The sequence below is a fragment of the Mesorhizobium opportunistum WSM2075 genome (assembly GCF_000176035.2).
GTDB lineage: Bacteria > Pseudomonadota > Alphaproteobacteria > Rhizobiales > Rhizobiaceae > Mesorhizobium > Mesorhizobium opportunistum.
Window position 1 is genome coordinate 3,194,819 of the sequence record NC_015675.1, and the last position, 22,722, is coordinate 3,217,540.

Sequence of the window (22,722 nt, forward strand, 5' to 3'; positions counted from 1 at the left end):
AAGAACTCCGCATTTGGGAATCGATCAGTAGAGTCCTGCCGCCCGCAATCATAGCGGTAAGAAGCCATAGGCAATAGTCTCGATGATTGGCAGCTTTCGGGCGCTCACGGCATCAGCCGCAACGACCGAGATAGGGCGCAAAACAGCCATTCAGGATCAGCTCTCGCTCCGGTCGTTCTCCGGCACCGGCGAATAACGGAGCCGTCTCACGCATTGCGGTCGTGACAAGCGGATGTCAGGTGCAGACAAGGCATCCGTGCTTCGGGTAGAGTTCCGCCGGGAGCGACATACATTGAGGGAGGTATCGAGGTGACCGAAGCCAACCCAAGACCACTCGCCGAGATCGCCAGCTATCACGCCCACATCTACTACGCCGGGCAGGCCGAGCGGCAGCATGCGGAATGGCTGCGTCTTCGCATTGGCGAACGGTTTCGCGTGCGCCTGGGGGCCTGGCATGACCAGAAGGTTGGGCCGCATGAGCAGGCGATGTTCCAGGTCTCGTTCGCCAATGAGGTCTTTGCTTCGCTGGTGCCGTGGCTGATGCTGAACCATCGCGGCCTGAGCATCCTCATCCACCCGAACACGACCAACCCGAAGCGCGACCATCTGGTCGATCCGGTCTGGATAGGCCGGCCGCTGGGGGTGCATGGCGATGTCCTGCCGGACGAGCATGAGCCGGAAGAGGCGCTGGAGCCTAATACCGAGCCGACGCTCAAGGCATAGCGGTTCCCAGCACGGCCGCGGCCTCCAGCGTGGGCGCGGAGTGTCTGCTTCGAACAACCGCAGGGCATTGCGTGATGCCGTTGGGTGCGCTTCTATCCGTGACGGGGTATAGGGGGGATCATCATTTGTCTGGCAGGAACCAAACGTCCACCGGCCACGAAGCGAGCGAGGCGGGCTGGCTCGACCTTCATTTCGAATCGTCGCGTCCCGAATATGAGGCGGCCTTGCTCGATGCCGGTATCCGCCCGGGCTGGCGTGTGCTCGACGCCGGTTGCGGCAGCGGCGGCTTCCTGCCGCTGATCGCCAGGGCCGTCGGCCCATCCGGCTTCATCGCGGCACTCGACCTTGCGCCCGAAAACATCGCCCGGGTCGAGGCGCTCGCGGGCACGCTGTCCGGGCCGCCGGAAATTGCCACGCATGTCGGCAGCATCCTGTCGCTGCCCTTCTCGGACGCCTCGTTCGATTGCGTCTGGTCCGGCAATGTCATGCAGTATCTGACGCCGGCCGAGTTCGAGCTTGCCGTCGGCGAGGCCAGGCGCGTCCTGAAGCCGGGCGGTATCTTCGCCGTCAAGGATTTCGATTCGACCATCCTGCAGATCCTGCCCTTGGATCGCGCCCTGCTGGCGCGCTTCATGGCGGCCAGGCTCAAGGGATTTCGCGACCGGGGCGTGCTCGGCACCGATTGCGGTTCGACGCTTCCGGCGCGCCTGCGGCAGGCGGGCCTGGAGGTCGTCAGCCGCAAGGGCTGGCTGGTCGAGCGCTGGGCGCCCGCGCCGCGTTTCACGCGCGACTATGTTCGCGACCTGCTGGCCTATTTTGCCAGCGTCGCGCCGGGCTACGCCCTGCCTGACGCCGACCAGGCCTATTGGCGGGAGCTGAGAGAGCGGCCGGATCGCCTGCTCGACGATCCGGACTTCTGCTACCGCGAGTTCTTCGTCATGGCGGTCTGCCGGATCTAGGTCTGGCGGATCTAGGTCCGGCGCAAGGGGGCGGCGGACGGTTGCGCGGAAGCGCAGATCGCGCATCAATGCACCACCGCCCGCAGCCGCTCGCGCAGCTCCCTCGGCGCCACGTCATACCGGCCTTTGAAGGCGCGTGAAAAATGCGCGCTCGAATTGAAGCCGCAGGCGAAGGCGATCTCCGAGATCGAGGCCGAGGCGCGGGCGGGCGACAACAATTCTTCCTTGCTGCGTTCGAGCCGGCGGTCCCAGACGAAGCGTTCCAGCGTGGCGCCTTCGCCTTCGAAGGCGCGGTGCAGATAGCGCCGGGAGCAGCCCATATGGCGGGCTATATCCTCGGCCGACAGGCTGCTGCGCGCCAGGTTGGCGTCGATATAGGCGACGATGCGCTCGCGCAGCGCTTCGAGCGGCGGGCGGCGGAATTCGGGCGCCATCGGCTTGGCCTGGATCAGGCCGTTGACGAGCTGGACCAGGCTGTCGCCGACGCGCCGGCTGCCGGCCTCGTCGAGCTTGTGCGCCTCGCCGATCGCCATCTGCATCAGGCCGGAGACGATGTGGGTCAGGCTGTCGCCATTGCCTGGCAGCGGCAGCGGGGCTGAGAGGCGGGCGAGCGTGTCGTCGCCGAAGGTCGAGCGCGGCACCTGCAGGATGAGCTGGTCGACATCCGAGAGGTTCTGCAGGGAATAGCTGCGCACCGGATCGTAGATAACAGCCGATTGCGGGCCGAGGTCGACCGCGACCTGCTGCTGCTCGAAGCGGCTGCGGCCGCGCAGCTGCACCAGGATCTTGATCGCGTCGGGATCGAAGCTGCGCCAGAACAGCCGGTCGTTGACCACAAGATGCGAATTGGCCTTGATCTCGGACAGCCGGCAGGCGCCGAGGTTGACCGAGACGAGCTGCGGGATCGACGGCACCGTGCCGCGCGGGAAACGCTGGGTGATCGGGCCGAACAAAAGGCGCGATGTCGACAGGAAAGCCTCGCCGTCGGCGACGCTCACATGGTGGGCGTGCATTCTAGTTTCCTCCTCCAACAGCCTTCCGTTCTTGTCACGGGCCCGTCTTGGCGCGGGATTGTGGCTCGGTGTCATGCCCGGATGCAACGACCAACAACTTAACATGATAATTATCTCGGCCGCAATGGCACGGATGCATGCCAGCCAAGCTCGCAAATGGTCGGCTATTCGATCTAATTTCTTTGCAAGCCGTTAATTTGGCCGTGCTGTTAATAAGTTCTTTCTAATGCATGTCGACCGGAACCGCGCAGCGGTTTCGGGATAAGGACATGCGCAAACTGATTGGTTTGGCGCGGGGTACGCAATGACCAAGAATCTCGGCAACGCACGCTATGTGCCGCCCAAGGACACGAAAGCTTCCTTCCTCAGCAAGGCGGCGCCGGCGCTGTTTCCGCTCATCGTGGCGGCGCTGGGGTACATGATCGGGCGGCAGTTCTTCGGCATCTAGGCCGCAAACCTTGGCCGAGGGCATCAGGCGCCGGTCTCGGTTGCCGCCTCCTCGGCTTCCGCTCGCCTGACGCGCTCGCTGGCCAGGAGCACGACCGGGCAGGCGACCGCGGCCAGCACCGCCGTGGCGGTGTCGCCGAAGAACAGCTCTTCGCCGGGCCGCTGGGTGACGCCCATCACCACCATCGCCGCGCCCTTGGTCACCTCCCTGGCGATCGCCTTGTCGGGCGTGGCGCGGGTGCGGATCGCGGTGTCGACGGCGACGCCATAGCGGTCGGCGAGATCGACGACGTCCTTCAGCACGGCTTCTTCGCGGCGATGCGAGACCGAGCCCGGCCGACTGCCCTTGCGGACCTGCGAGACATAAAGGACCTTCACGCGGGCCCGATGCGGCCGCGCCAGCGCCAGGGCGAAATCGGCGGCGCGCCGAGCGACCTCGGTGCCGTTGACGGGGACCAGTATCGTGGTGCCGGCGCGCAACATCGGCATCTTGCCGGTGGATCTGGCGCCATTCAGCACCAGACAGAGCGGGCCGTCGAAGCCGCTGGTGATGTCATTCAGAGCGCCGCTGAAGGTGGCTTTGTCGGTCAGTGCGTTCTCCAGCCCGACCAGCAGGAGGCCGTAGCCCTTGCGGGCTTCCGTCGCGATCGTCTCAGCGGTGGCTTCGAGTTCGGTGCGGGCCGTGAGGTGGACCTTGTCGACGGGCGTGTCCTCGGCCTTTCTGACGGCCCTGGCGCTTCTGGCCGCACCCTTCTTGACCTCCCTGGAGGCCCGTTCCGGACCCTTGTCGCGGACAGCGCCGGGCAGTTGCCCGCCCTCGAGGTGGAGAAGCGTGGTCGGCATGCCGCTGCCGCCGCCGATAAGGCCGGCGAGATAGGCGGTGAACTTGCCGGCCGGGCTGTCATCGACCAAAAGCAGCAACCGTTCCAGCCTGGAGACGAAGCCGCGCTCGTCGAGCAGCTCGCGGTCGACGCGCTGCTTTTCGGCATTGCCGAGGGGCAGCCGGCCGAGCGCCCAGCGCAGCATCGGCGGCATGGCAAGCGTGGTGATGACGGCCATGGTGACGATCATCGTGAACAAATTGTGGGACAGGATGTTCATCGACAGGCCGATGCTGGCGACGATGACCTCGGTCGAGCCGCGCGCATTCATGGCGCTGCCGACGGCTGTTGCCTCCTTCAATGACATGCCGGCGAAGCGGCCGCCGATGAAGGCGCCGCCGAACTTGCCGACGCTGGCGATCACCACCAGCGCCAGCGTCAGCAGCGCCAGCGTCGGATCGGCAAGCACGGTGAGGTCGGCGGACAGGCCGGCCATGCCGAAGAAGATCGGCATGAACAGCGCCGTGATGACGCCGCGCAATTGGCTCTCGATGTGGTCCGACAGGATCGGCGATTCCCCGACCAGGATGCCGGCGACGAAGGCGCCGAGCACGGTATGCACGCCGATCAGGTTGGTGATCAGCGCCATCACGCCCATGATGATGAGGATGACGGTGATGACGGCGTATTCGCTGCGGAAACTGTCATTGCTCCAGCGGATCAGGGTGAACACCAGGCGGCGGCCGATGGTGAAGGAGAACACCATGAACAGCGCCACTTCGGCCACGGTGGTGATGAGCGGCAGCACCTGCAGGCTGCCATTGGTGGCGATGCCGAAGGTGACGGCGATGATCAGCCAGCCGATCGTGTCCTCGATGATGGCCGAGGAGATGATGACCTGGCCAAGATTGCGGCGCATGAAGTTCATCTCGCGCACGACCATGGCGACGATCTTGACCGATGAGATCGACAGCGCGGTGCCGAGGAACAGGCCGGCGACGATGCGCTGCGTCGGATCGGGCAGCAGCGAGCCCGGCAGCACCTGCGCCAGCGCGAAGCCGCAGGCGAAGGGCACGACGACGCCTGACATCGAGATGGAGAAGCAGGCGGCACCGACGCGGCGCACGAGGCGCAGATCCGTCTCCATGCCGGTCAGCAGCAGGAGGAGCAGGATGCCGAGCTGCGAGACGGCGTCGATCATGCTCTTCTGCGCCGGGTCGGTGGAGAAGATCAGATGCTGCGCGCCTGGCCATATCAAGCCGAACAGCGAAGGGCCAAGCAGGATGCCGCCGATCAACTGGCCCATGATCGCCGGCTGGCCATAACGCTGGAAGATTTCACCCAGCCCACGCCCGACCAGAAGCAGAAGCACGATCTCGGCGACGAACAATCCTTCCGCCGAGCCGCCCATGCCGGAGGCGTGTCCGGCCGGCTGCGCGGCCCAGGCCGTGCCCGCAAAAGCAAGGACGGTGAATGGGATGAGAATGGCGGGGAGAAATCTCGCTTGCGGGCAGTGCCTGGTCATCCAACCCCTCAACGCGGATCAAGTCGCACGCGTTGCCCATAAACGTGCAATGCAGCGCAAGGTTGCGACGGGGTCGGGCCAATCTTTTTGGCAAATGCCGACATAGGCGGCAAGCTGCAGCGACCGAGCGATCTAGCCCGACTTTTTGGCGCCCGGCAAAGCCTCGCCTGGAGGCGGCTCCCAGCCGAAGACGCTGCGGCCGCCGAGCTGGTGCGACTGGTCGAACTCGCCGGCGACGATTTCCTTCAGGCTTGGCCCGGTGACATAGCGCTCCAGCCGCCGCGCCTGTCCGTCAAGCCGCTGTAGGGCACCTAGCTCTTCCTCGTTGCCGAGCTTGGCCTTGCGCACCGCGGATTTCATCACCGCGATGGTCTCGTCATAGACTTTCAGTGGCACCGGGAAGGGGTGCCGGTCCTTGCCGCCATGCGCCAGCGAGAACCGCGCCGGATCGGAGAAGCGGCACGGCGCGCCATGCACGACCTCCGCCACCATGGCCAGTGCCCGCACGGTGCGCGCGCCGACGCCGGGCACCAGCAGCAGTTCGGGAAAATCCGCCGGGCCGCTCTCGATCGCCGCGGAAATATTGCCGTGCAGCCGGCGCATGACGATATCGCTTTCGCGGACATCATGGTGGGCGGGCATGATCAGGTTGGGCAGCATCGGCTGGACGGTGACGGGAGCCGCCGGCGGTTCGATGGCCGCGAATTCACGCACGATCCTGTCGGGACCGAGCTGGCGCAAAAGGTCGAGCTGGCCGCTGCGCGAAGCCTCGGCGCGGTGGTCGGTCAGGTTGACGATCTCACCCTGGCGTCTGCCCTCGATCGCCGCATGCGGCTCGTCGACGAAGCTCTTCAGGCCCTCCGAGAGCCAGTGGTAGCGGCGCGCCAGCTTGCTGTCGCCGTTCATGCCTTGCTGGACGACCACCCAGCGGCTGTCGTCGGTGACGATGAAGCCGTGCAAATAGAGATCGAAACCATCCTGCACGGCGGCGCTGTCGACCTTGGCGACCAGCCGGCTGGCGGTGGCGAGTGCCGTGCCATCGATGCCGACGCGCTCCCCGATCATCTCGAGCTCATGCGGCGTCTTGCGCGAATGGGTGCCGCGCCCGCCGCAGACATGGACGCCGAGTTCGCCCGACAGCGGCGTCAGCCCGCGCTTCAGCGCGCCGATGACGCTGGTGGTGATGCCGGAGGAGTGCCAGTCCATGCCCATCACCGCGCCGAAGGACTGGAACCAGAAGGGATGCGCCAGCCGACGCAGCAATTCGTCGCGGCCATAATGATGGATGATCGCCTCGCACAGCACCGCGCCTAGGCGCGTCATGCGATCGCCCAGCCATTTCGGAACCCGTCCGCCATGCAGCGGCAGGTCGGCGCTGCCGCTTCGCTGTGTCACTTCGTTTACGTCTCCCTGGCCGACGAGTCGCGCCGGCACCCATACGAACTAGATGGCATCGGCGCTGCGTTTTACAAGCGGAACCGAACATGCCGTTCGGATCCTGATCAGGATTTCGCCTCATCCCGCTGTTCGGTAATGATTTTTGCGCCCTGCTTCGGGCTATACATGCACGTCGCCGAAGGACAGTTCGCCATCATCGCCGGGTGTCAGGAAGGCCGCGGCGAACAGTCCGGCATAGAGGACCGCGATCGCCACTACGATGACATATCCCGGAATCGGGCCCAGGGCCGCAGCGCTGACGGCTTGGCGCAAAGTGCCGACGAAACCGGCCGGAACGCCTTGGTCGATCAGGCTCGGCGTCGAGAGTTTGAGTATCCAGGCGAGCAGCAGGATCAGCATCATGTGGATGTAGTTGCGGCGCAAACGACGCACCAGCGCGACACGCTGCGAAACCAGGAATTTGGGCGCCCGCAGGCTTTCGCCGAGGATCAGCAGCCAGTCGGATGCGAAGTCGGGCTGAGGCGAGAAGATCTGCGCGAAATAGTGGCGCTCGAACTGGCGCACGCGGGCACGATAGACATCGAAGAAGCGGTAGCGGCGCGCCTCGATCCACAGCAGCAGCAGGACCAGCAGCATGGCGAACAGCAGGACGCCGTGATGTGCGCTGGCCGTCGACAGCGACACGGACAACATGGCCGCGACAACGGTGATCGCCCAGTTGCTGGTGCGGTCGAGGCGGTCACGCCAACCGGCCATGCGCGCAATTTCGGCGCGGTGGAAATGGGACATCACGGTAACCAGCTCGCCCGGCGACAGGGACCTGCCGATGGGCGTTGCCGGGGCGTCGTTCATGGTTTCCTCCGACCTGGATAGAACGTCTCGAAGGCGATCTCGTTCCGCAGCCTCACGGGGTGCGCGCGGGACGATTTGCACGCGCGTAAGCTGTGGTCGACAGTATGGATCTGCCTCGCTTGCATGGGCGGGAACCGGAACTGTCGGGCCAATGTCCAGATTTGTCCGCGTCTGTCCTTAACTGCCTGTATCGGCGATCGCCCTGCAGATCGCTGGGTCCGGAACCGAGGATGGTGGTGATGGTCCAGATCGGGTCCGCGCCCGCTACCGTCATCGCGTCGGACGTGGCTGTCATAGGCTGAGCGGTGAACTTGCATTGCCCCTGTGAGGGCGTCGCCGGAAACCGAGGATGAGGCGAGGCTTGCAAGCCCCCGATCACATTGCATTACTGGGCCTTGACCTCATCACCGTCCACGCCAGATCGACCGTGTCGGCTCCGGATCGGCCGGTGCAGCCGCGTGCGTCGGAGGCGATGAAGGCGCGCGAGGCACCTGACGGGTCGAGGGCGTTCCAAGGTGGAGCGGACCAGAACAGAGCGAGCGCAAATGGGGCGAGGTCGGACGGCGCATTGTCCCCGGAGCATGGCAAACAGCGCAGGAAAAGGAACCACAAACAAGATCAAGAAAGGAGAAATGCAATGGCCATTCGTGATCTCATGCCGTGGAGCCGTGAAGGCAGCCAGGCTCCGACCCTCTTTCGCGACCGCGACCAGGACCCGTTCATGAACCTGCATCGGGAGATGAGCCGCCTGGTCGACGACATGTTCCGCGGCTTCGATTCGCGGCTTCCGTCCATGGGCAGGTTGTCTTCGTTCGGCGGTGGTTGGCCCAGCGTGGAAATCTCCGAAACCGACAAGGAGATCCGCGTGACGGCCGAGATACCCGGCATGGAGGAGAAGGACATCGAGGTGTTGCTCGATGACGGCGTCCTGACGTTGCGCGGTGAAAAACAGGCGGAAACCGACGACAAGGAGCGTCAGTTCTCCGAGCGGTTCTATGGCCGCTTCGAACGTCGCATCCCGCTCGGCTTCGAAGTTGCGGAGGATAAGGTTGCGGCCGATTTCCGCAACGGCGTGCTGTCCGTCACCTTGCCGAAAACGGAGAAGGCGCAGAGCAGGACAAAGCGCATACCGATCGGTGGCGGCAGTACCAAGCACTAGAATCGGCGGCCGGATTTCGCGCCCGCCGATAGACCCTTGAGAATCCCCCAGCCTTCGGCAACATGGCGTCAAGGCTGGGAGCACCGGGATGAACGAAGCCATTTCCTCCGTATCGCCGCGCAAGTCCGCGCCGCGCAAGGCGCCGATGGCGCTGACCGAGGCGCTGGTGGCCCGTACAATGCGCGTTGTCGAGGATGCCGGGCCGACGCCGGGCATGGTCTACATGACCGACGCCGACTATGCGCGATTTCGCGACGAGATCCTGGGCTCGGCACCCGCCGGGCCGCTGAAACTGTTCGCCTACGGTTCGTTGCTGTGGAAGCCGGCCGGCGAGGTGCGGGGCGGTGAGCGGGCAGTGGCGCGAGGCTGGCACCGGTCGTTCTGCTTCACGGTGCAGCGCTTTCGCGGCACGCTCGAGCAGCCCGGCCTGATGATGGCGCTCGACCGGGGCGGCCAATGCCAGGGCATGGTGTTCGAGATCGCCGAGCCTGTAGCCGCCAATCTCGAAGCGCTGCTGCGCCGCGAGATGACCATCCTGCCCGCCGTCAACGTGCCACGCTGGCTGCAGGTGAGAACCGGGGGCGGGGTGAGCCAGGCGCTCGGCTTCGTCGTCGACCCCGCCAATCCGCGCTATGCCGGCAAGCTCGACAAGCCTGAGATCGCGGCGACGCTCGCCAGGGCTGTCGGCCATTGGGGCTCGGGGGCCGAGTATCTGTTCGAGACGATCCGCCATCTCGATGCCTGCGGCATCCGCGACCGCAATCTGTGGCAGTTGCAGGAATTGGTGGCGCAGGAGATCGGGCGCGTCCACGCCGCAGTCCAGGTTCCCGCCGGCCTCTCCAAATCTCCTACTTGACGAACATATATCCCCGCGGTTATACGTCAACCAATAGCCAATGGGTTATCGATCACGAATGCCGGACGCTCACGACATGCTCTTCAGGACGCTCGCCGACCCGACCAGGCGGGCGATCTTCGAACGGCTATGCCGGCAGGGCGAGCAGACCGTAGGGGCGCTGACGACGCAATCCGGCGTCTCGCAGCCGGCGGTGTCGAAGCACCTTGGCGTGTTGAAACAGGCCGGGCTGGTGCGCGACCGCCATCAGGGCCGTCAGACGCATTACAGCGCGCAGCTCGGCGCGCTGGCACCGCTGATGGACTGGACGCGCCAGATGGCGGGGTTTTGGGAAAGCCGGTTCGACGATCTCGAGGATTTGCTCAAAAGGATGGACCAGTGAATGAAGCGCCGATGCAAACCCGCACCGTCGTCGTCGAGCGGGAGATTTCCCATCCGCCCGAGAAACTCTGGCGCGCGCTGACGCAACCACATCTGATCGAGGAGTGGCTGATGAAGAACGATTTCAATCCGGTCGTCGGCCATCGCTTCAACATCAGCGCCGATTGGGGTGGCGTTCTGGATTGCGAGGTGCTTGCCGTCGAACCGAACAGGACGCTGTCCTACACCTGGAACCTGGCGCATCACGACCCAGCCTTCGATCTCAGAAGCGTGGTGACTTTCACGCTCACCCCGACGCCGACGGGAACCCATTTGCGCATGGAGCAAGCCGGCTTCCGGCCCGAGCAGAGGCGTGCCTATGGCGGCGCCAAGATGGGTTGGCCGCAATCTTTCGAGAAGCTGGAAGAGCTCCTGGCGCGGACAGACTGAGGTCCCCCGGTCAGAACCGGATTGAAAAGTGAACCTGACTTCAAAGGGTGGCCTTGCCGCCAGCAAAACTGTGGAGAAAGACGATGAAGATCAAATTGACCAGCATCTACGTGGACGACCAGGAAAAGGCGCTTGCCTTCTATACCGGTGTGCTCGGCCTGACCAAGAAGGCCGATTTCAGCAACGGGCCGTTCCGCTGGCTGACGGTCGCCTCGGCGGACGAGCCCGAGGGCACCGAACTGCAACTGGCGCTCAACGACCAGCCAGCGGCCAAGGCCTACCAGCAGGCGATGTTCGAGCAAGGCCAGCCGGCGGTGATGTTCTTCACCGACGACATCAAGGGCGACCACGAGCGCATCGCGGCGAACGGCGGCACGTTCACCATGCCGCCGACCGAGGTGACCGGCTCGACAATCGCCAAGCTGAACGATGGCTGCGGCAATCTCGTGCAGATCACCCAGTTGGCGCGCTGGTAAGGCGTCCTATTTCACGCGTTTTTCAAGGGAGGTAATCTTGGACTGGAGCAAATGGATCAGGCAAACGCATCGCTGGTTGTCGATCATCTTCACGGCAACCGTCGTCGCCAACTTCGTCACCATGGCGTTCGGGCAGCCGCCTGCCTGGGTGGTCTATTCGCCACTCCCGCCGCTCTTCCTTTTGCTGTTCAGCGGCCTCTATATGTTCGTGCTGCCCTATGTTGCTAAGACGCGCAGCGTGCAGCGTGCCATCGGATAGGCCAGCGAACAAGACAGGAAGGCATGGCAAAGTCGACCAAACCCGCAAAGGCTGAGCCGAAGCTGCTTTCGGGCGGCAACCCGCAGATCGCCAAGGGTTGTGGCGACGCTCCGGTGCAGGCCTACATCGCGGCCATGCCGGGCTGGAAGCGCGAGGTGGGAGAGCGCCTCGATGCGCTCATCGAGCGCGCGGTGCCCGGCGTGCACAAGGCCGTCAAATGGAACTCGCCGTTCTACGGCGTCGAAGGCGAGGGTTGGTTCCTGAGCTTTCACTGCTTCACCCGTTACATCAAGGTAGCCTTCTTCCGCGGCCTGTCGCTCGATCCGGTGCCACCGGGCGAATCCAAGAGCAAGGACACGCGTTATCTCGACATCCATGAGGACGATGCGTTCGACGAGGCCCAATTCAGCGCCTGGGTGAAGCAGGCCAGCCAATTGCCTGGCGAGCGCATGTGAGTGCTCCAGGGTGTTCTACGCAATTGCGGACGCAAAACCGCTGCACACTTTGCCGGGATTGCTCTATCCATCGAAGCTCGGAGGAGAAACGACATGACAGACACCGAAATGCAGGACGGCAAATCTCCATCCCAGCTGATAGACGGCAGGATCGAGGAACTCGGCGACTGGCGCGGCGAGATGCTCGGCCGGCTGCGCGCCCTGATCCGGCAAACCGATCCCCAGGTGGTCGAGACGTGGAAATGGCGCGGTGTCCCTGTGTGGGAACATGACGGCATCATCTGCACCGGCGAGACCTACAAGAGCCTCGTCAAACTGACCTTCGCCAAGGGGGCTGCACTGCCCGATCCGACGCGCCTGTTCAACTCCAGTCTCGAAGGCAATACACGGCGTGCCATTGACTTCCAGAAAGGCGAGGAAGTGGACGAGGAGGCATTCAAGGCACTCGTGCGCGCGGCGATCGCCTTGAACAAGTCCAAGGCCACAGCCAAACGCTAGAGATTTCGATCCGGGCTGAATCAGAATCCGGCTCTATCCCTTTGTTCGGACGGTGTTTTCCAAAGCCGGATGGTGTCTCCAAGCGCGTGGGGAGGGGCCGTCATCCGTCCCGCAGCCACACCAGCATCTCGCCAGGCTCACGGTTGTCCCAGGCGAAATAGGGGATGGCGGTCAGCCGCGTCTCGACGCTTGCTGGCGGCTTCGAGCGGTAGAGCCCGTCCTGCCAGCCGGCGTCGGCTTGTGCCGTGGCTGAAAGCGTCACCACGCCGCCGAGAAGCCCGGGCTGATCATGCGCCTCTATATCTGCCGTGCGTGGCAGAGCGAGACGGTGCAGCCGGGTCTCATTGTCCGTCGCCTCGACGCAGTAGATCAGCGGTCCGCGCGACAGCGCGACGCGGCCGGCATCCTGCTTGACCTCGGGATTGGCGTAGAGCCGCTCGATCGGCATTTCGAGATCGAGCCGGACGCTGTCGCCCTTCTTCCAGACACGCCGGATCGCGGCATAACCGTCGCTGGTCATCCCGGCAAGTTCGACCGTCTCGCCGTTGATCTGAAGCGTCGCGCTGGAACTCCAACCCGGCACCCGCAGGTGAAGGGTGAACTCCACTGGCGCCTGCGGTTCGAGCGTGATCTCGACGGCGCCGTCCCAGGGATAGCGGCTCGCCTGCGTCAGGCTGACCGGCGTGCCCGCAATCTCGAAGCGGGCTGTCGAGTCGCCGTAGAGATGAACGGCAAGTGCGTCGTCCGCCAGGCTGTAGAAATAGCTGCCAATGGAAGCCACCATGCGCCCGACATTGGGCGGACAGCACGGGCAGCGGTGCCATTTCCATCTGTTGTGCCGGCCCCGGCTTTCCAGCGGATTCTCGTAGAAGAACAGCGAGCCGTCGAGCGACAGACCCGAGATCGAACCGTTGTAGAGCGCGCGCTCCATCATGTCGGCATAGCGCCTGTTCGGTCCCATGCCGAGCATGCGGCTCGCCCAGAACACCAGGCCGACCGCCGCGCAGGTCTCGGCATAGGCGCTCTCGTTGGGCAGGTCGTAGTCGCTGGTGAAACCCTCATTGTGCGCCGACGGTCCAAGCCCGCCGGTGATGTAGAGGTTTTTCGTGGTGAGATCGTCCCACAACCGGTCGAGCGCCACCCGCAGCGTGTCGTCGCCATATTCGGTGGCGATGTCGGCCATGCCCGAATAGAGGTACATGGCCCGCACCGCATGGCCGACGACCTTGTCCTGCTCGCGCACCGGAATGTGCGACTGATTGTACTCGTAGGTCTTGAAATGATAGGCTTTCGGGTCGGCGCCGCGGGCGCGCGCTTCCTCGTCGAAATAATGCGGCTGCTGGCCGCGCTGGTCGATGAAGTATTTCGCCAGCTCCATATATTTTTGCTCGCCCGTCACCCGCGCCAGCTTGACCAGAGCCAGCTCGACCTCCTCATGGCCGCAATAGCCCTTTTTCTTGCCGGGCTCGGGTCCGAGCACCGAGGCGATGTGGTCGGCATAGCGGCACATGATGTCGAGCAGCTTGCGCTTGCCCGTCGCCTGGTAGTAGGCAACCGCACCCTCGATCAGGTGCCCGGCGCAATAGAGTTCGTGGCAGTCGCGCAGGTTTGTCCAGCGCTTGCCGGGCTGGATGCGTTGGTACCAACTGGAGAGATAGCCGTCCTCTTGCTGGAGCTTGCCATACATATCGATGACGGCGTCGATCTTCTTCTCCAGCTCTGGGTTCTTGCGCCGGTAAAGCGAATAGGCCGCGGTCTCGATCGTCTTGCCGAGATCGGAATCCCAAAACATCTGCGTGGTGACCGTCGAACCGGTGAACTCGGCGCCCTGGCGGTCCGCTTCGTCGGGCGAGGGCGAGTGGAACGGAATGACGACGCCGGGCGAGGGGCGGTCCGGGTCGATCTGCTCCAGCATCCGGGCTTCGACGCAGCGATTGTAGAGAATATTGGCGGTGCGCGTCGCCACCGCGTCGGCGCGGTCGCCCCAGAAGCCGTGCACGTCGACCTGCGGCACCGGCAACGGGCGGAAGGCGAGCTTGGGTTTTCTCGTTGCGGCGGGCCGCGGGGATGGCGATGCGGTCATGAACTGGACTCCATTTGGTCGATTATTTGACGGCCCCGGCCATCAGGCCGCGGATGTAGAAGCGTTGCAGAGCGAGGAAGAGGATCAGGCACGGCACCATCATCACGGTGACGCCCGCCTGCACGGCACCCCAGTCGATGGCGCCGAAGCGGCCCGACTGAAGCGCCGTCATCATTACCGGCAGCGTGAATTTGGACTGGTCGGTCATCAGCACGAGGGCTGCGAGGAACTCGTTCCAGGCGCCGAGAAAGGCAAACAGCGCGATGGTGACGACGCCCGGCCAGACCAGCGGCAGCATCACCTTGACCAGCATGGTGGCGTTGCCGGCGCCGTCCATGCGGGCGGCCTCCTCGATCTCGCGTGGCACCGCGTCGAAGGCGTTGCGCATCATGAAGATCGAGAACGGCAGTTGCAGCGTCACATAGACGCCGACCAGCCCGGTCAGCGTGTTGTGCAGGCCAAGCTTGGTCAGCACCAGGAAGATTGGCGTCAGGATCGACTGGAACGGGATCATGATCGTCGACAGGATGAGGACGAAGAACAGGTCCTTGAGCGGAAAGCGGAAGCGCGAGAAGCCGTAGCCGGCCAAGACGCTGACGATGACCGACAGTAGGACGGTCATCACCGAGACGTAGATGCTGTTCTGCGCCGAGGCCCACAGGCCGTCGCCGAAGGAGTTGAGCGTGGCGTAGTTTTCGAGTGAGAAGCCTGTGGTCGGCCATGGCGGCAGCGGCGGCAGGCGTGCTTCGGCGGCCGGCTTGAAGGCCGACAGCACGGTCCACACGATCGGCGCCAAGAACAGCACCGAAGCGATGATGCCGGTGGAATGCCTGGCCAAGCGGGCGGCGAGCTTGCCTCGGGCTGATATTGCCTGCGCCATCAGTCGAGCCCTTCCGGCTTGCGCAGCAGCCAGAGCTGGATGAGGCTGAGCGCCACCAGGATCACCAGCAGCACCATGGACAGTGCGGCGCCATAGCCGAGCTTGAACGAGACGAAGGACTGGTTGAAGATCCAGTAGACCGCCGTCAGCGTCTGGTTGCGCGGACCGCCGCGCAGGATGATGTAGAACTGGTCGAAGGCGAGGATGGAGCCGGCGACCGACAGGATCAGCGCCAGCGCGAGCGTGCGGCGCATCAGCGGCAGGGTGATCGCGCGGAAGCGGGCGAACGGCCCGGCGCCATCGATGACGGCCGCCTCCTGCAGATCCTGCGGGATCGATTGCAGGCCGGTCATCAGGATGATCATGGTGAAGCCGGCGACCTTCCACACGACCATGGCGATGATCGACCAGAAGGCCGGCTGGAAGGTGGCCAGAAGGTTGAACTTCTTGTCGATCAGGCCGAGCGCGTAGGCGGCCGGGCTGAACAGGCCGGAATCGACGTTCAAGAGCCACGACCAGAGCAGGCTCGCCGAGGCAAAGCCGACGACCGCCGGCATGAAGAAGGCGGTCCGGTAGAGGTTGGTCAGCGGCCGCGGTCTTTCGATGAAGATCGCCAGCGGAAAGGCAATGACGAAGATCGCGATGGTGACGATGACGGTGTAGTAGCCGGTGAATTTGAGCGCGTTCCAGAACCTGGTGTCGCGCAGGATCGCGAAATAGTTGTCGAGGCCGATGAAGGAGTGCTCGCCCATCAACGGCCAGTTGTGCAGCGACATCCACGCCGTCATGCCGAGCGGGATGACGAAGAACACCATCACCAACGCCACGGCCGGCGCGACGTAGATGAGGCCAATCCATTGCCGGCGCCCGGCGCCGACCAGTTTTCGGGCGCGGGACGGGGCGGTGGTGGGTGTGGCGATGGTTGTCATGGCTGTTCCTTGGCGCTTCGTCCCCCTCCCCCTCGAGGGGAGGGTCCGGCCGAAGGCCCGGGGGTGGGGTCCTCTCCGCAACGCGCCGACGAAAAAGACCGTCGAGCACTGCCGAGACGACCCCGCCCGGACCTGCGGTCCGACCTCCCCTCGAGGGGGAGGTGAGGTTGGCGCTTACTTCTGCGGCGCCTGGTCGATGATCGACTGCATGGTCTCCTGGGCGTTGGCGATCGCGCCATCGACGTCGTCGCCGAAGAAGACCTCGTTGATCATCTGCGTCCACGGGCCGTTGGCGGAGTTGATCAGATCGTTGAACACCACCGAATAGGGCGTCTTGCCCTTGGCCATGGCCTCGGCGGCGATCTGATAGCGCGGATCGAGGTCCTTCAGCGCATCCTTGGCGATGTCGCCGCGCACCGGCAGGCTGCCATATTTGGCCAGGATGGTCTGGCCTTCCAGCGAATAGGCGAAGTCCAGGAATTCCTTCACCACGGCGAGTTTCGTTGTGCCCTTGGTGACGACGAAATTGTCGCCGCCGGCAAAGGAAGACCAGCCGCCATCCTTGCCCGGCAGGAAGGTGACGCCGTAATCGACATTGGGATACTGGGTGTTGAGAGCGCCGATGGCGAAGGCCCCGGACGGCGAGATGCCGATATTGCCGGCGGCAAACGCCGCGAAGAAGTTGGCGCCGGTATCGGTCTGCGCGCCGGCCGGCACCAGATCCTTCTTGACCATCGAGCGGTAGAGATCGATGGCGCCGCGCAACTGCGGGCTGTCGAGTGTCGCCTTCGAGCCGTCGGCGGAGAGGATGTCGCCGCCGGAGGCCCAGATCAGCGGCGTGAAGGTGAAGATGTTGCAGCCGCCGCAATTGCCGGAGAAGTAGAAGCCCTTGATGTTGCCGCCGAGCGCGTTGACCTTTTCGGCGTCGGCGGCGATCTCGGCCCAGTTGGCCGGGCCCTTTTCAGGGTCGAGCCCGGCCTGCTTGAACAGCTTCTTGTTCCAGATCAGCACCGAGGCGTCGGCCGAGAAGGGCAGGCCGTAAATATGGTCCTTGTAGGTGCCGGTCTTCACATGCGCCGGCGACAGGCTGGAGAAATAGGGCAGGGACTTGGCCCAGTCGGTGATGTCCTCCAACTGGCCGGCCGCGGCGAAGGAGGGCGTATAGATCAGGTCGAGCGACAGCGCGTCGGGTGCCGTGCCGCCGGCGGCGGCCGCACCATATTTCGGGATGATCTCGGCATTGGGAATGATGTCGAGCTTGACCTGGTCCTTGTGCGCCTTGTTGAAGGCGTCGACGATCCTCGGCATGAAATTCGAGCCGTCGGCGCGCACCCAGATGTTGGCCGTTTCGGCGGCGGCAGTGCCGAGGCCTCCGCCCAGAACGGCAGCGGCCAGGGCCAGTTTGGCAATCAGGTTCCTCATGTTCTCCTCCTCCAGGGTTGGCCGCTGTCCGCGGCTTGGCGTCGCTCGCGCGGCGCTTCGTTGTCAGCCGTCCATCGGACGGCCGCAGGAATGCCGCACCACCAACCGGCACGGCAGTTTTCGAATGCCCGGCGCGGCGGCTGTGCCGCCGACAAGTGAAAGCAGGGTTAGCCCGGCCTCGCGGCCGAGCGCGGTCAGGTTCATGTCGACCGAAGTCAGCGGCGGACGCGTCGCTTCCGCCACGATCTCCCAATTGTCGAAGCCGATGACGCCGACATCATTGGGCACGTCGAGGCCGCGCTCGCGCAACGCATCGATGACGCCGCGCGCAATCTGGTCGTTGCCGCAAAAGACGGCGTCCGGCCTGTCGCTTTTGCCGTCGAACAGTTGCGCTACCGCCTCGTGCCCCCAGGCCTCCGACCAGGAGCCGAGCAGCGGTTCGGTGACCGGCAGGCCGTTTTCGGCGAGCACGTCGCGATAGGCCTGGGCGCGGGCGTGGACCACGGCAAAGCTCGCCGGTCCGCTGACATGGACGATGCGTCGGCGGCCGAGCCGGCAGAAATGCTCGACGGCCAGCCGCGCGCCGCCGGCGTCGTCGGAGACGAAGGCGACGGCGTCGGGATCGGGCTGGGTGAAGGCATAGATCACCGGCACGCGCAGGTTGGAGAGGTCGATCGGCAGATGGCGGTCGATGCGCTTGCCGGTGGCGATGATGCCGTCGACACGCTTGTCGAGCATGGCGTCCACATGCATCTGGCCGAGCCGAGGATCCTCCTCGACATTGCACAGGAACACCGAGACACCCTTGTCGACCAGCGCGTCCGAAATGCCCGACATCAGCGGCAGCGAGAAGCGGCCATAAGTATCGTTGGTGAGCAGGCCAACGGTGAAGCTGCGGCGCCGTAGCAGGCTCTGCGCCAGGCTATTGGGGCGGAAGCCGAGGCTGCGCGCCGTCTCGCGGATGCGCTCGCGGGTCTCGGCGGTCATGCGTCCCTGGTCGTTGAGCGCTTTTGAGGCGGTGGCGACGCTGACGCCGGCCTGCGCGGCCACGTCACGCAAGGTGACAGGCTTTGGAAAGACCGGAACAGGCTGATCGTCCGATGGCATCGTGCCGAAAATCCTTAGCTTGAGAAAAGGTTTTCTCTTACAGGTCGAAACAGAGCCCGGTCGATGGCCGAGCTTGATCGGAAATGTTTGGAAAAACCTTTTCTCAAGCCAAGGCTAGGCCAGATTGGGTGAGCGTTCAAGAGGGAAAATGGTGGGGATTAAGCCAAGCGCTTCAAGGTCGAATTATCCTTCGCCAAGTTGGCGGCGACGATCCGCATCTTCAAGGCCGAGCCCGGCGTGAAGGGTCGCAGCGCCGCCGCTTGAGCGTCAACCGCGGTTCCGGCTAGCATCATTGTCCCATCGGTTCTGTAGTGCCATTCTTGATTTGGCATGCGGGCGCTGGCGAAAAGGGTGCTATGGAGGTCAAGCGAGCATCCTTGCTTGCCGATTTTTCCCTGACATTCGAGGCCATCTTCGTGCGTGAACCGTCGCTGCTGCCGGTCTTTGGGAAACAGGGCGTCAAGGCGCCCGCCGCAGGGGCGGTGCGGGCCCGGCCGGCGGGTATCGTTCCGCGACTGCGCGAGATCCTGGTCGCGCATGGCGGCATGGCGTTGAAGCTGTCGGTCATAGCCTGGACGGTAATGATCCTGGCTGCCGTATTTTTCTTGATCAAGGGTTGAGGCTCGACAGAGCGGCCGGGCCGAAAGACGGGACGCCAGATGGCAAATCGCTACGCATTGCGCATGGAACTTCCCCAGAGCTGGACCATCATCGATGTCTTCACCGGCCAGCCCGCCGTGGTGCGGCAAAGAGTGATGGTGGGCATGAGCTCGCGCGATGCCGAGGACATGATGGTGCAGATGAATGTCCGCGACGTCAAACGCCGGGAGAGGGCGGAACGCAAGGGCTGATTCCCAAATCGCGTCGCGTGGAAACGGATTCATGCGATGCGCTTTGGGTCGTTGTTTTTATGCATGTCATCATCCCAAAACCGAGGCACTTTTGGGCGACATGCATTAGCCGTCAGTGCACTGCAATGCAGGGAGCAGAACGCAGGGCCTGATCCGGGCCACCGCGTTCGGAAGCGGGTCTCAGCGGAAATCGTCCGATGTCAACACATACATGCTCTTGCGTGTGCGGTCGTAGGCCTTCGACGCCACATCGCGGATGACGCTGCTTTCGATGTCGAAGGTGGCGAGGTAGCCGGCTTCGGTGGCGCTGGTTCGCGGCTGGATCTTGGTCATCGCATCGGCGGCGACGGAAAAGGAAATCTGGAACATGCCGTCATGGCCGACGAAGCGGATCCGCTTACCGGCTTCGTCATAGCTGCGGCTGTGGTTGGGAAAGGTCAGGCTCATGTTCTTGCCTCCTTTGTTTTGGCGCAATTCCCAAGGGAAAGCGCTCGCACTCTTCCTGGAATTGCTTAGGCTTTCTTCACCGCCCGCTTCTTCTTCGGCGTCGGATTCAAGGCTTCCGCGACCCGGTCGGCCTCTTCCTTGGCCAGGCGCAATTGCCTCAGCCTTGCCGTCTTGATTTCCCTGGCCCTTGCCTCGGACATGTACTCGGCGGTGGCCTTGTTGCGCTCCGCCGTCTTCTTCTGCTTGTCGACAAAGCGGGCTTCAGCTTTTTCCATGATCGTCTGATTGCCGTCGGCCATTGTGGAAATCTCCTTGTGCCCTGAAATCGTGAAAGTGAACTTGTCCGATAAATAGGCACTCGACCGGCAAAATTCAATTTTTTGAATTATTTGACCGGTTTTGGGTACCACGAAACCGCGTGCCGAAATAATACTTTTCAATATTTAATTTTGGTCGCGAATAATTTTGGCACTCCTATCTATCGAGTGCCAAAGCGCCTATAGGATGGGCGCGGCCGCCTAAGCCGGCCCCAGAAAGAAGTTCTCATGAAGTTTCGGCCACTCCACGACCGCGTCGTCATCCGGCGCGCCGAAGGCGATATCAAATCCAAGGGCGGCATCATCATCCCCGACACTGCCAAGGAAAAGCCGCAGGAAGGCGAAGTTGTCGCCATCGGCCCCGGCGCACGCGACGAAAACGGAGCGCTTGTGCCGCTCGACGTCAAGGCCGGCGACCTCATCCTGTTCGGCAAATGGTCGGGCACCGAGGTCAAGATCGACGGCGAGGATCTTCTGATCATGAAGGAAGCCGACATCATGGGCGTCATCGACAAGAGCGAGACTGGCGTCATCGACAAGGCTGCGGCCAAGAAGGCCGCCTGACCCGGCAAACACCGAGCCTCAGCGGCTCGGTGGCGAACGGGTCCACTCACACGAACGGGATTGAAAAAATGTCTGCCAAGGAAATCAAATTCGCCACCGACGCGCGCGACCGCATGCTGCGCGGCGTCGAGCTCCTCAACAACGCCGTCAAGGTTACCCTCGGTCCCAAGGGCCGCAATGTTGTCATCGACAAGGCCTATGGCGCGCCGCGCATCACCAAGGACGGCGTCACCGTCGCCAAGGAAATCGAGCTTGCCGACAAGTTCGAGAACATGGGCGCGCAGATGGTGCGCGAAGTGGCCTCGAAAACCAATGACCTCGCCGGTGACGGCACCACCACTGCCACGGTGCTGGCCGCCTCGATCCTGCGCGAAGGCGCCAAGCTGGTCGCCGCCGGCATGAACCCGATGGACTTGAAGCGCGGCATCGACCAGGCCGTCGCCGCCGTTGTCGTGGAAATCAAGGCCAAGGCCAAGAAGGTCAAATCGTCGGCCGAGATCGCCCAGGTCGGCACCATCGCCGCCAATGGCGATGCCAGCGTCGGCGCCATGATCGCCAAGGCGATGGACAAGGTCGGCAATGACGGCGTCATCACCGTCGAGGAAGCCAAGACCGCCGAAACCGAGCTTGACGTCGTGGAAGGCATGCAGTTCGATCGCGGCTATCTCTCACCCTATTTCGTCACCAATGCCGACAAGATGCGCGCCGAACTGGAAGAGCCCTATGTGCTCATCCACGAGAAGAAACTCGGCAATCTGCAGGCGATGCTGCCGATCCTCGAAGCCGTGGTGCAGAGCGGCAGGCCGTTGCTTATCATCTCCGAGGACGTCGAAGGCGAGGCGCTCGCCACGCTGGTCGTCAACAAGCTGCGCGGCGGCCTCAAGGTCGCGGCGGTCAAGGCGCCGGGCTTCGGCGACCGCCGCAAGGCGATGCTGGAAGACATAGCGGTGCTGACGGCAGGCCAGATGATCTCCGAGGATCTCGGCATCAAGCTCGAAAACGTCACCATCGAGATGCTCGGCCGCGCCAAGCGCGTGCTGATCGAGAAGGATACCACCACGATCGTCGACGGCGCCGGCACCAAGGCGACCATCCAGGCGCGCGTTGCCCAGATCAAGGGCCAGATCGAGGAGACGACGTCCGACTATGACAAGGAAAAGCTGCAGGAACGGCTGGCCAAGCTGTCAGGCGGCGTTGCCGTTATCCGCGTCGGCGGCGTCACCGAGTCGGAAGTGAAGGAAAAGAAGGATCGCATCGACGACGCGCTGAACGCAACGCGCGCGGCGGTCGAGGAAGGCATCGTGCCCGGCGGCGGCGTGGCCCTGCTGCGCGCCAAATCGGCGCTGTCAGGCCTGAACGGCGCCAATGCCGATGTCACCGCCGGCATCTCGATCGTTCTGCGGGCGTTGGAAGCGCCGATCCGCCAGATCGCCGAGAATTCTGGCGTCGAAGGCTCGATCGTGGTCGGCAAGCTCGCCGACAGCAAGGACCACAATCAGGGCTTCGACGCCCAGAACGAGACCTATGTCGATATGATCAAGGCCGGCATCGTCGATCCGGCGAAAGTCGTTCGCACCGCGCTGCAGGACGCCGGCTCGATCGCGGCCCTGCTGATCACCGCCGAGGCGATGATCACCGACGTTCCACCGAAGGATGCGGCACCGGCGGGCGGCGGCTACTAGGATTCAGAGCCGCGACGCCAGCGATTGGCGAAAGCGGCGACAACATCGTCCCTCTCCCCGTCACTATGCGGGGAGAGGATGCCGGCAGGCGGATGAGGGGCGGCTCCAACGCTCCGCAAGGAGAGTGCGACCTTTCCATATCCAGTCCTTCGCTGCGGCAACGGGCCTGTTGCGAGCGTCGCGCTGCCC

General features: G+C 63.9%; 26 protein-coding genes. 15 read left to right on the plus strand and 11 right to left on the minus strand.

Annotation, left to right across the window (positions count from 1 at the left end; all coding sequences use genetic code 11):
* Window positions 1-309: 309 nt before the first annotated feature.
* Together MESOP_RS15290 and MESOP_RS15295 are read left to right on the plus strand one after the other, a co-directional pair.
* Window positions 310-723, plus strand: coding sequence for a DOPA 4,5-dioxygenase family protein (locus MESOP_RS15290; RefSeq protein ID WP_013894217.1), 414 nt, complete (start codon window positions 310-312; stop codon window positions 721-723).
* 125 nt (window positions 724-848) lie between these two features.
* Window positions 849-1,682, plus strand: coding sequence for a methyltransferase domain-containing protein (locus MESOP_RS15295; RefSeq protein ID WP_041164143.1), 834 nt, complete (start codon window positions 849-851; stop codon window positions 1,680-1,682).
* Between the two features lie 65 nt (window positions 1,683-1,747).
* On the opposite strand, the gene MESOP_RS15300 is transcribed toward MESOP_RS15295, so the two are convergent.
* Window positions 1,748-2,695, minus strand: coding sequence for a helix-turn-helix domain-containing protein (locus MESOP_RS15300; protein ID WP_013894219.1), 948 nt, complete (start codon window positions 2,693-2,695; stop codon window positions 1,748-1,750).
* Window positions 2,696-2,999: 304 nt separating this feature from the next.
* Here MESOP_RS15300 and MESOP_RS33675 point away from each other — a divergent pair, with 304 nt between their 5' ends.
* Window positions 3,000-3,143 carry a hypothetical protein gene (locus MESOP_RS33675; RefSeq protein ID WP_013894220.1) on the plus strand — a complete coding sequence of 48 codons (144 nt, stop codon included), beginning with the start codon at window positions 3,000-3,002 and terminating at the stop codon, window positions 3,141-3,143.
* Between the two features lie 23 nt (window positions 3,144-3,166).
* Here the strand turns inward: MESOP_RS33675 and MESOP_RS15305 are convergent, their stop codons facing one another.
* From MESOP_RS15305 to MESOP_RS15315, 3 genes are all read right to left on the minus strand, one after another.
* The gene (locus MESOP_RS15305) at window positions 3,167-5,488 is read right to left on the minus strand and encodes a cation:proton antiporter domain-containing protein (RefSeq protein ID WP_013894221.1); all 2,322 of its coding nucleotides are present in this window, start codon (window positions 5,486-5,488) and stop codon (window positions 3,167-3,169) included.
* A 132-nt stretch (window positions 5,489-5,620) separates the two neighbouring features.
* Complete coding sequence (locus MESOP_RS15310; RefSeq protein WP_013894222.1) at window positions 5,621-6,883, minus strand: DUF763 domain-containing protein; 1,263 nt, start codon at window positions 6,881-6,883, stop codon at window positions 5,621-5,623.
* A 162-nt stretch (window positions 6,884-7,045) separates the two neighbouring features.
* On the minus strand, window positions 7,046-7,738 hold the full coding sequence (locus MESOP_RS15315) for a DUF2270 domain-containing protein (protein WP_013894223.1): 693 nt from the start codon (window positions 7,736-7,738) through the stop codon (window positions 7,046-7,048).
* Window positions 7,739-8,375: 637 nt separating this feature from the next.
* Here MESOP_RS15315 and MESOP_RS15320 point away from each other — a divergent pair.
* The 8 genes from MESOP_RS15320 to MESOP_RS15355 all read left to right on the plus strand — a co-directional run bounded on the left by MESOP_RS15320 (window position 8,376) and on the right by MESOP_RS15355 (window position 12,251).
* On the plus strand, window positions 8,376-8,897 hold the full coding sequence (locus MESOP_RS15320; RefSeq protein WP_013894224.1) for an Hsp20/alpha crystallin family protein: 522 nt from the start codon (window positions 8,376-8,378) through the stop codon (window positions 8,895-8,897).
* Window positions 8,898-8,985: 88 nt separating this feature from the next.
* On the plus strand, window positions 8,986-9,753 hold the full coding sequence (locus MESOP_RS15325) for a gamma-glutamylcyclotransferase (RefSeq protein WP_013894225.1): 768 nt from the start codon (window positions 8,986-8,988) through the stop codon (window positions 9,751-9,753).
* 58 nt (window positions 9,754-9,811) lie between these two features.
* Window positions 9,812-10,135, plus strand: coding sequence for an ArsR/SmtB family transcription factor (locus tag MESOP_RS15330; protein WP_013894226.1), 324 nt, complete (start codon window positions 9,812-9,814; stop codon window positions 10,133-10,135).
* A gap of 11 nt (window positions 10,136-10,146) precedes the next feature.
* The gene (locus tag MESOP_RS15335) at window positions 10,147-10,563 is read left to right on the plus strand and encodes an SRPBCC family protein (protein WP_085984575.1); all 417 of its coding nucleotides are present in this window, start codon (window positions 10,147-10,149) and stop codon (window positions 10,561-10,563) included.
* 83 nt (window positions 10,564-10,646) lie between these two features.
* On the plus strand, window positions 10,647-11,039 hold the full coding sequence (locus tag MESOP_RS15340; RefSeq protein WP_013894228.1) for a VOC family protein: 393 nt from the start codon (window positions 10,647-10,649) through the stop codon (window positions 11,037-11,039).
* A gap of 37 nt (window positions 11,040-11,076) precedes the next feature.
* Window positions 11,077-11,298 (plus strand): hypothetical protein, encoded by a 222-nt coding sequence (locus MESOP_RS15345; protein ID WP_013894229.1) that lies wholly within the window; start codon window positions 11,077-11,079, stop codon window positions 11,296-11,298.
* A gap of 23 nt (window positions 11,299-11,321) precedes the next feature.
* Window positions 11,322-11,753, plus strand: coding sequence for a DUF1801 domain-containing protein (locus tag MESOP_RS15350; protein WP_013894230.1), 432 nt, complete (start codon window positions 11,322-11,324; stop codon window positions 11,751-11,753).
* A gap of 93 nt (window positions 11,754-11,846) precedes the next feature.
* Window positions 11,847-12,251 carry a DUF1801 domain-containing protein gene (locus MESOP_RS15355; RefSeq protein WP_013894231.1) on the plus strand — a complete coding sequence of 135 codons (405 nt, stop codon included), beginning with the start codon at window positions 11,847-11,849 and terminating at the stop codon, window positions 12,249-12,251.
* Between the two features lie 100 nt (window positions 12,252-12,351).
* Here the strand turns inward: MESOP_RS15355 and MESOP_RS15360 are convergent, their stop codons facing one another.
* The 5 genes from MESOP_RS15360 to MESOP_RS15380 form a co-directional block, all read right to left on the minus strand.
* Window positions 12,352-14,334: a glycoside hydrolase family 127 protein gene (locus MESOP_RS15360; RefSeq protein WP_013894232.1), complete on the minus strand. Its 1,983-nt coding sequence runs from the start codon at window positions 14,332-14,334 to the stop codon at window positions 12,352-12,354.
* Window positions 14,335-14,356: 22 nt separating this feature from the next.
* On the minus strand, window positions 14,357-15,214 hold the full coding sequence (locus MESOP_RS15365) for a carbohydrate ABC transporter permease (protein WP_013894233.1): 858 nt from the start codon (window positions 15,212-15,214) through the stop codon (window positions 14,357-14,359).
* The gene (locus tag MESOP_RS15370; RefSeq protein WP_013894234.1) at window positions 15,214-16,143 is read right to left on the minus strand and encodes a carbohydrate ABC transporter permease; all 930 of its coding nucleotides are present in this window, start codon (window positions 16,141-16,143) and stop codon (window positions 15,214-15,216) included. The genes MESOP_RS15365 and MESOP_RS15370 overlap by 1 nt, the downstream gene beginning before the upstream one ends.
* A 174-nt stretch (window positions 16,144-16,317) precedes the next feature.
* On the minus strand, window positions 16,318-17,565 hold the full coding sequence (locus MESOP_RS15375) for an ABC transporter substrate-binding protein (protein ID WP_013894235.1): 1,248 nt from the start codon (window positions 17,563-17,565) through the stop codon (window positions 16,318-16,320).
* Between the two features lie 63 nt (window positions 17,566-17,628).
* Window positions 17,629-18,672 (minus strand): LacI family DNA-binding transcriptional regulator, encoded by a 1,044-nt coding sequence (locus MESOP_RS15380; RefSeq protein ID WP_013894236.1) that lies wholly within the window; start codon window positions 18,670-18,672, stop codon window positions 17,629-17,631.
* A gap of 377 nt (window positions 18,673-19,049) precedes the next feature.
* On the opposite strand from MESOP_RS15380, the gene MESOP_RS15385 reads away from it, so the two are divergent.
* Both MESOP_RS15385 and MESOP_RS15390 read left to right on the plus strand, forming a co-directional pair.
* On the plus strand, window positions 19,050-19,292 hold the full coding sequence (locus MESOP_RS15385) for a hypothetical protein (RefSeq protein ID WP_245265105.1): 243 nt from the start codon (window positions 19,050-19,052) through the stop codon (window positions 19,290-19,292).
* A 39-nt stretch (window positions 19,293-19,331) separates the two neighbouring features.
* Window positions 19,332-19,523, plus strand: coding sequence for a hypothetical protein (locus tag MESOP_RS15390; RefSeq protein WP_013894239.1), 192 nt, complete (start codon window positions 19,332-19,334; stop codon window positions 19,521-19,523).
* Window positions 19,524-19,703: 180 nt separating this feature from the next.
* On the opposite strand, the gene MESOP_RS15395 is transcribed toward MESOP_RS15390, so the two are convergent.
* Complete coding sequence (locus tag MESOP_RS15395; protein ID WP_013894240.1) at window positions 19,704-19,970, minus strand: DUF1488 family protein; 267 nt, start codon at window positions 19,968-19,970, stop codon at window positions 19,704-19,706.
* A 65-nt stretch (window positions 19,971-20,035) separates the two neighbouring features.
* Entirely contained in the window at window positions 20,036-20,269 is a 234-nt protein-coding gene (locus tag MESOP_RS15400) for a hypothetical protein (protein WP_013894241.1), read from the minus strand.
* Between the two features lie 246 nt (window positions 20,270-20,515).
* Here MESOP_RS15400 and MESOP_RS15405 point away from each other — a divergent pair, with 246 nt between their 5' ends.
* Window positions 20,516-20,851, plus strand: a complete 336-nt coding sequence (locus MESOP_RS15405) for a co-chaperone GroES (RefSeq protein ID WP_013894242.1) — start codon at window positions 20,516-20,518, stop codon at window positions 20,849-20,851.
* Window positions 20,852-20,919: 68 nt separating this feature from the next.
* Complete coding sequence (groL, locus tag MESOP_RS15410) at window positions 20,920-22,533, plus strand: chaperonin GroEL (protein WP_013894243.1); 1,614 nt, start codon at window positions 20,920-20,922, stop codon at window positions 22,531-22,533.
* Window positions 22,534-22,722 lie beyond the last annotated feature (189 nt).